The sequence below is a fragment of the Pedobacter sp. 05L430 genome (assembly GCF_056397585.1).
Genome location: NZ_JBFTNT010000284.1, coordinates 1 through 5,503 on the forward strand (window position 1 = coordinate 1; position 5,503 = coordinate 5,503).

The window sequence follows — 5,503 nt, forward strand, 5'->3', positions numbered from 1 at the left end:
CTATTACCTTAGCTGCTTCTGCCACCTTAATAGATGGTGCTAAGTGTGTCCCCGCTATAATGACAGACTTATATAATTGATCGACTTTCTGTCCAATTTCTGGTGTAGAGCCAGATGTCACTTTTAAAATTTTCTCTACCGTATGCTCTTTATCACCTGGATTGATGCGCTCTGGAGAATAACCTGCAAAAAAGTCTTTATTGAAGATCAAACCCGATATTTTTTCTAAAACGGGAATACACTCCTCCTCCGTTACTCCAGGATAAACAGTTGATTCATAAATAACAATGTCACCTTTAGACAATACTTTGCCGACTGTTTCGCTGGATTTATACAAAGGTGTTAGATCAGGACGATTATTCTTATCAACTGGTGTAGGAACTGTTATGATATACACATTACAACCTTTTATATCAGCTAGATTTGATGAGCAGTATAATCCATTTGAATCTGAAGGTTTATCAACTAAAACAGACTGCAGCACGTCAGCCGATACTTCCAGTGTGGAATCAGTTCCTGAATTTAATTCATTAATTCTTCCTTGATTAATATCAAAACCGACTACAGGGTATTTCGTAGCAAACAAACGCGCCAAAGGTAAACCTACATAACCAAGACCAACAACTGTGATTTTTATATTTTCTAGAGATGACATATATTTTATTAATATTTTTATTTCAAATTATTCCAATACCATTTAACAGCCTCTTTTAAACCCTCTTTTATTACATGTGTTGGCTTATAACCTAAAAGATTTACAGCTTTTTCAACACTAGCTAGAGAATGAGGAATATCTCCAGCTCTATTGGGTCCATGTGTCACTTCAACTTTTGCGATTTCAGTATCATATTCTGTTAAAAACTCTTTTAAATATTCAATTAGTTGATTCAATGTAGTGCGATCCCCAACTGCAGTATTATATACAGTGTTAATTGCTTCTGAATTTTCAGTAGTCATAGCTAGTTCATTCATTTGAACTACATTATCTATATAAGTGAAATCTCGTGAGTAATCCCCGGCTCCGTTAATAATGGGGCTTTCATGATTCATGAATTGCATAGTAAATTTAGGAATAACAGCAGCGTATGCTCCTTTTGGATCCTGCCTACGACCGAAAACGTTAAAATAACGCAGGCCGATAGTTTCTAAACCATATGCCTTAGAAAAGATGTCTGCATACAACTCATTGACATACTTGGTAATTGCATAGGGAGACAAAGGCTTGCCAATGACATTCTCGACTTTAGGAAGATTCTGTGAGTCACCATATGTAGAGGAGCTTGCCGCGTAAACAAATCGTTTAACTTTAGCATCGCGAGATGCGACTAACATATTAAGAAAACCTGAGACATTTACATCATTTGTAGTTATAGGATCATTAATTGATCGAGGAACAGAACCTAAAGCTGCTTGATGCAGAACATAAGTTACTCCCTTAAGTGCGTTATTGCAATCTTCTATATTACGAATATCCCCCTCATACAATTCAAAATTCTCATTTTTCATAAAAGGATCTATGTTGTATCTATGACCTGTCGAAAAATTATCCAACACACGTACTTTATAGCTTTTGGATAAGAAATATTCACATAGATTAGATCCGATAAAACCGGCTCCGCCAGTAATTAAAATTACTTTACTATCACTCATTTTTATTGATCGTATAAATTAAAACCGCTTGAAGAAATCTTTTAATAATTCAGATAATCCTTTACTTCCATGCTTTACATCGTCAGAATAATATCCGTAACCATATCCATATCCGTATCCATACCCATAGTTACCGCCAATTTGAACACCATTAAAAACAATATTTAATTTAGGGAATTTATTAGCTTTATGTAAATTATCTAATTGGGAGATCTGATGTTTAAAGGTTACGCCATGCCGAACAATGTATAAACTTGCATCTGCCAAACGTGCCAGTATTTGCGCATCAGTTACTAAACCAATTGGAGGCGTATCGATTATTATTTCCTCAAAATTCTCTCTTAAATATTTAAATAACTCCTCCATTTCATTACCAGTCAATAATTCTGATGGATTTGGAGGTATTGGTCCTGAACCAATAACCATAAGGTTAGGACTTATACCTGATGGTTGGATAATATCAGCAAAGCTGGCTTTTCCAATCAAATAATTACTCAGTCCCATCTTATTGCTTAAATTTAAATACTTACTAACCTTTGGCTTACGTAAATCTAATTCTAATAGAATAGTTTTTTTGCCACTGATTGAAAGTGCAGTTGCAATATTACTTCCAACAAAGCTCTTGCCCTCGCCAGACATACTAGAAGTGATTAGGGTAACTATCCCCTTTTTCTCATGTTGCTTACCGTGTATATATTGTAAATTTGTCCGAATTGCCCGGAACTGTTCAGCGATAGCCTTTCTACTGCTAACCTGAACAACAATAGGTTCTCCACCATCTTCATACATTAATTCTCCTAAAACAGGCGTCGAAGTTAACTTAGATATATCAGAAGATGAAATCACTTTATTATTTATCAAATCTTTACTGTATAAATAGCCTATAGGTAATAATAGCCCGACTAAAAAAGACATCAAATAAGTTAAAGCTTTCTTTGGTTTAATGGGATTCGTTGTTGCAAATGCAGCATCTACTACCCTACTATCTGCAACTGCAGACGCATAAGATAAAGCAGCCTCTTCCTTTTTTTGAAGTAAGTACAAATAAAGGCTCTCTTTAATGCTTTGCTGGCGTTTAATGCTAATAAATTTACGCTCTTGGCCGGGAATTTTTTTAATCGACCCCTCATATTGAGTGTTATTTGACATCAAACCCTTTAGGGTGCTTTCTAAAGTTTGTTGGACATTTTTTATCCCTGCTCTAATCCCTGCTCGAGTTGCCTCAATTTGCTGATTAATAGGTTCAAACATAGGGTTGTTTGGTTGCGTAGTAGCCAACAAATTTATTTTCTTCAATTGTAACTCACTCAATTGATTAATCTGACCTAAAAGTACAGGATCATCAATGCCCATAGTACTTGGTAATTTCTCTTGGGCGCTTTCCGAATCCACATACCTCTGCAAATTCTTTATTATTCCCAATTTCAGATTTACTTCATTTAACTTTGCATCATTAGCCTTAACATTATCCAAATAGAGGGATGCTTCGCTACTTATATCGGTTAAACCTTGGCTACTTTTAAAACCTTCTACGTCTTTTTCAACTTCGACCAATTCTCCAGTAATCAAAGCTAATCGTTCATCAATAAAATCGATCGTACTTTGAGTTGTTCTATTTTTATCTCTCAAAGCAGCCTCGTTATACACCTGGATTAACGTATTCAAAACGTCTTTACCTCGGTTGGCAACTGTGCTCTGATATGTTAATTTCAATACAGTTGATTGCTTACTTGCTACCTCAACTGATAAATTAGATAAACATTCATCTACAACTTTTTCAGGGTTACTAAAAGAAAATGTAAACGATTCTTGTATTTGTTTTGGGAAAAAAGAAGTTTTATCGATTTTATAGGTACCTAGATAATTCCGTTGCAATTGATTCAGTGGACCCGTTATTTTTTTTCCTGTTTCAGCATTCTCAAGAGCATATTGATTGCTGTTTGGAAATGAAAGAATAAACTCCTTTCCAAAATATTTCTTCTGAATTTCAAAGGTTTGAAAATTGACTGGCCGATCACTATAGATATCCGTACTTACAACCCTTCCTTCTGCGCTCAAATTAACATCTAGAAACAATCTTTTAACGACAGATCTCATTAATGTTTTAGATTGCAAAATCTCAATTTCGTTATCGACGACTTTTGACCCACCAAATAACTCCAGCTGACTTAGCATGTCATCAGAAGCTGTCCCCTTCTTTTCATCCTTAATTAATAGCGTACTACTAATCCCATAAACAGGTTTGGTATAACGTAAATATAAAAAGGCTAAAATTAGTGTGAAGACTATTCCTAGAAAAAAAACAGGCCAGTGATACAAGTACTTCCTTATAATTTCCCCTAAATTTATTTTATCTTGGTCAATGCTTAAATCATTAACACTTTCAGAATTCATTATTTCATTCATAAATATAATACTCTATTAAAAGCGACTAATGATTAATGCAATTACTGACAACGCAGATAGAACAATACTTACATTTCTGTAGCTTGAGTCCACACTTGCGTATTTCGCCTTGCCAGGTTGAATGTACAAGACATCATTGTTTTGCAAATAATAGTAAGGAGAATTAAACAATTCTTTATTTTGCATATCCAGTCGAATGTATTGTCTTTTACCATCAATCTCGCGAACCAATAATACATTATTACGCACAGCAGTAATCGTTAAATCGCCAGCCATACTCAAAGCTTCCGAAACATTTACACGCTCATTATTTACAGGATAAACCCCAGGCCTAGCAACATCTCCCAAAACAGATACTCTAAAATTAACTAGTCGGATACTAACTACAGGCTCCTTAAGGTAATTCACTAATTTATTCTGAATTAAGGCTCTGGCTTCACTTGTAGTCAAACCTTCTATCCGAACAGGGCCTAATAAAGGTAGCTGAATTTCGCCTCTATCATCTACCATAAAGCCATTAGCAGTATTTGATGGATTTACATTTGCTGCAGTACTTCCCTGCAAAGAACTCGTTGTGCCCATATTAAAAATAGCAGACGCTTCAGGATTTAAACTACTCACAGTAATGGCTAAAATATCATTCTTCTGAATTTTAAACACTACCTTATTCAAGATGTTTTCTTGAAGCAATGAATCAGCTGGTAGGTTTGTAAAATAGGGTACGGTTTTATATTTCACGCCACAAGAACTCATAAAGAGTACAGCAACAATTAAATAAAGAAATTTTCTCATAGGCTTATATAGCACATTTATTAAATTTTCCAAAGATAATACTTAAGATTTACTCCTCTATGATAAATAATCATTAATTATTAGGTTCAATAATAAATACAAATTATCCTCTGTTCTAATTCACAGCCCCAATCACAAATTCCATACCATAAAGTTTTAAATTTTATACTTAGCTTCGTATTGATTAATTATTATAAAAAAAGATCACATGTTTTTTTTCAATCGTTCCAGTAAATTTAAGTATACTGATTTTAGCTCAATAGGCATTGACATGCATTCTCACCTAATTCCAGGGGTTGACGATGGCTCAAAGGACATACAAGATAGTATTCAATTAATTTCCGGATTAAAAGAATTAGGGTTTCATCATTTGATTACTACACCGCACACTTTACAAGACATCCACCCCAATACCACCGAAACCTTAAGAGATGGACATTCTAAACTAGAGGGCAAGTTACCCGATGGAATTACCTTAAACCTTTCTTCAGAATATTATCTTGACGAACAATTTCAAAATCAACTTACGGAAGGGAATTTAATGCCATTGCCGGGTAATAGATTGTTGGTAGAATTTAGTCAGATATCAAGACCTCATGACCTGGAAGAGGTTTTCTTTGATCTTGGCATTAAAGGTTATCAGATTATCCTTGCC

Annotated in this window: 5 protein-coding genes; 1 reads left to right on the plus strand and 4 read right to left on the minus strand. The window is 34.6% G+C overall.

Annotation, left to right across the window (positions count from 1 at the left end):
• The 4 genes from AC1DG9_RS22540 to AC1DG9_RS22555 form a co-directional block, all read right to left on the minus strand.
• On the minus strand, positions 1–655 hold a 655-nt coding region (locus AC1DG9_RS22540), incomplete at its 3' end, for a nucleotide sugar dehydrogenase (protein ID WP_477635276.1).
• A 17-nt stretch (positions 656–672) separates the two neighbouring features.
• A complete protein-coding gene (locus AC1DG9_RS22545) occupies positions 673–1,650 on the minus strand; it encodes an SDR family oxidoreductase (RefSeq protein WP_337718085.1) in 978 nt (325 codons plus the stop codon).
• A gap of 18 nt (positions 1,651–1,668) precedes the next feature.
• A complete protein-coding gene (locus tag AC1DG9_RS22550) occupies positions 1,669–4,056 on the minus strand; it encodes a GumC family protein (RefSeq protein ID WP_337718083.1) in 2,388 nt (795 codons plus the stop codon).
• A 15-nt stretch (positions 4,057–4,071) separates the two neighbouring features.
• The gene (locus AC1DG9_RS22555; RefSeq protein ID WP_337718081.1) at positions 4,072–4,848 is read right to left on the minus strand and encodes a polysaccharide biosynthesis/export family protein; all 777 of its coding nucleotides are present in this window, start codon (positions 4,846–4,848) and stop codon (positions 4,072–4,074) included.
• Between the two features lie 208 nt (positions 4,849–5,056).
• On the opposite strand from AC1DG9_RS22555, the gene AC1DG9_RS22560 reads away from it, so the two are divergent.
• Positions 5,057–5,503, plus strand: a 447-nt coding sequence (locus tag AC1DG9_RS22560; protein WP_477635277.1) for a CpsB/CapC family capsule biosynthesis tyrosine phosphatase, incomplete at its 3' end; no start/stop codon positions are given.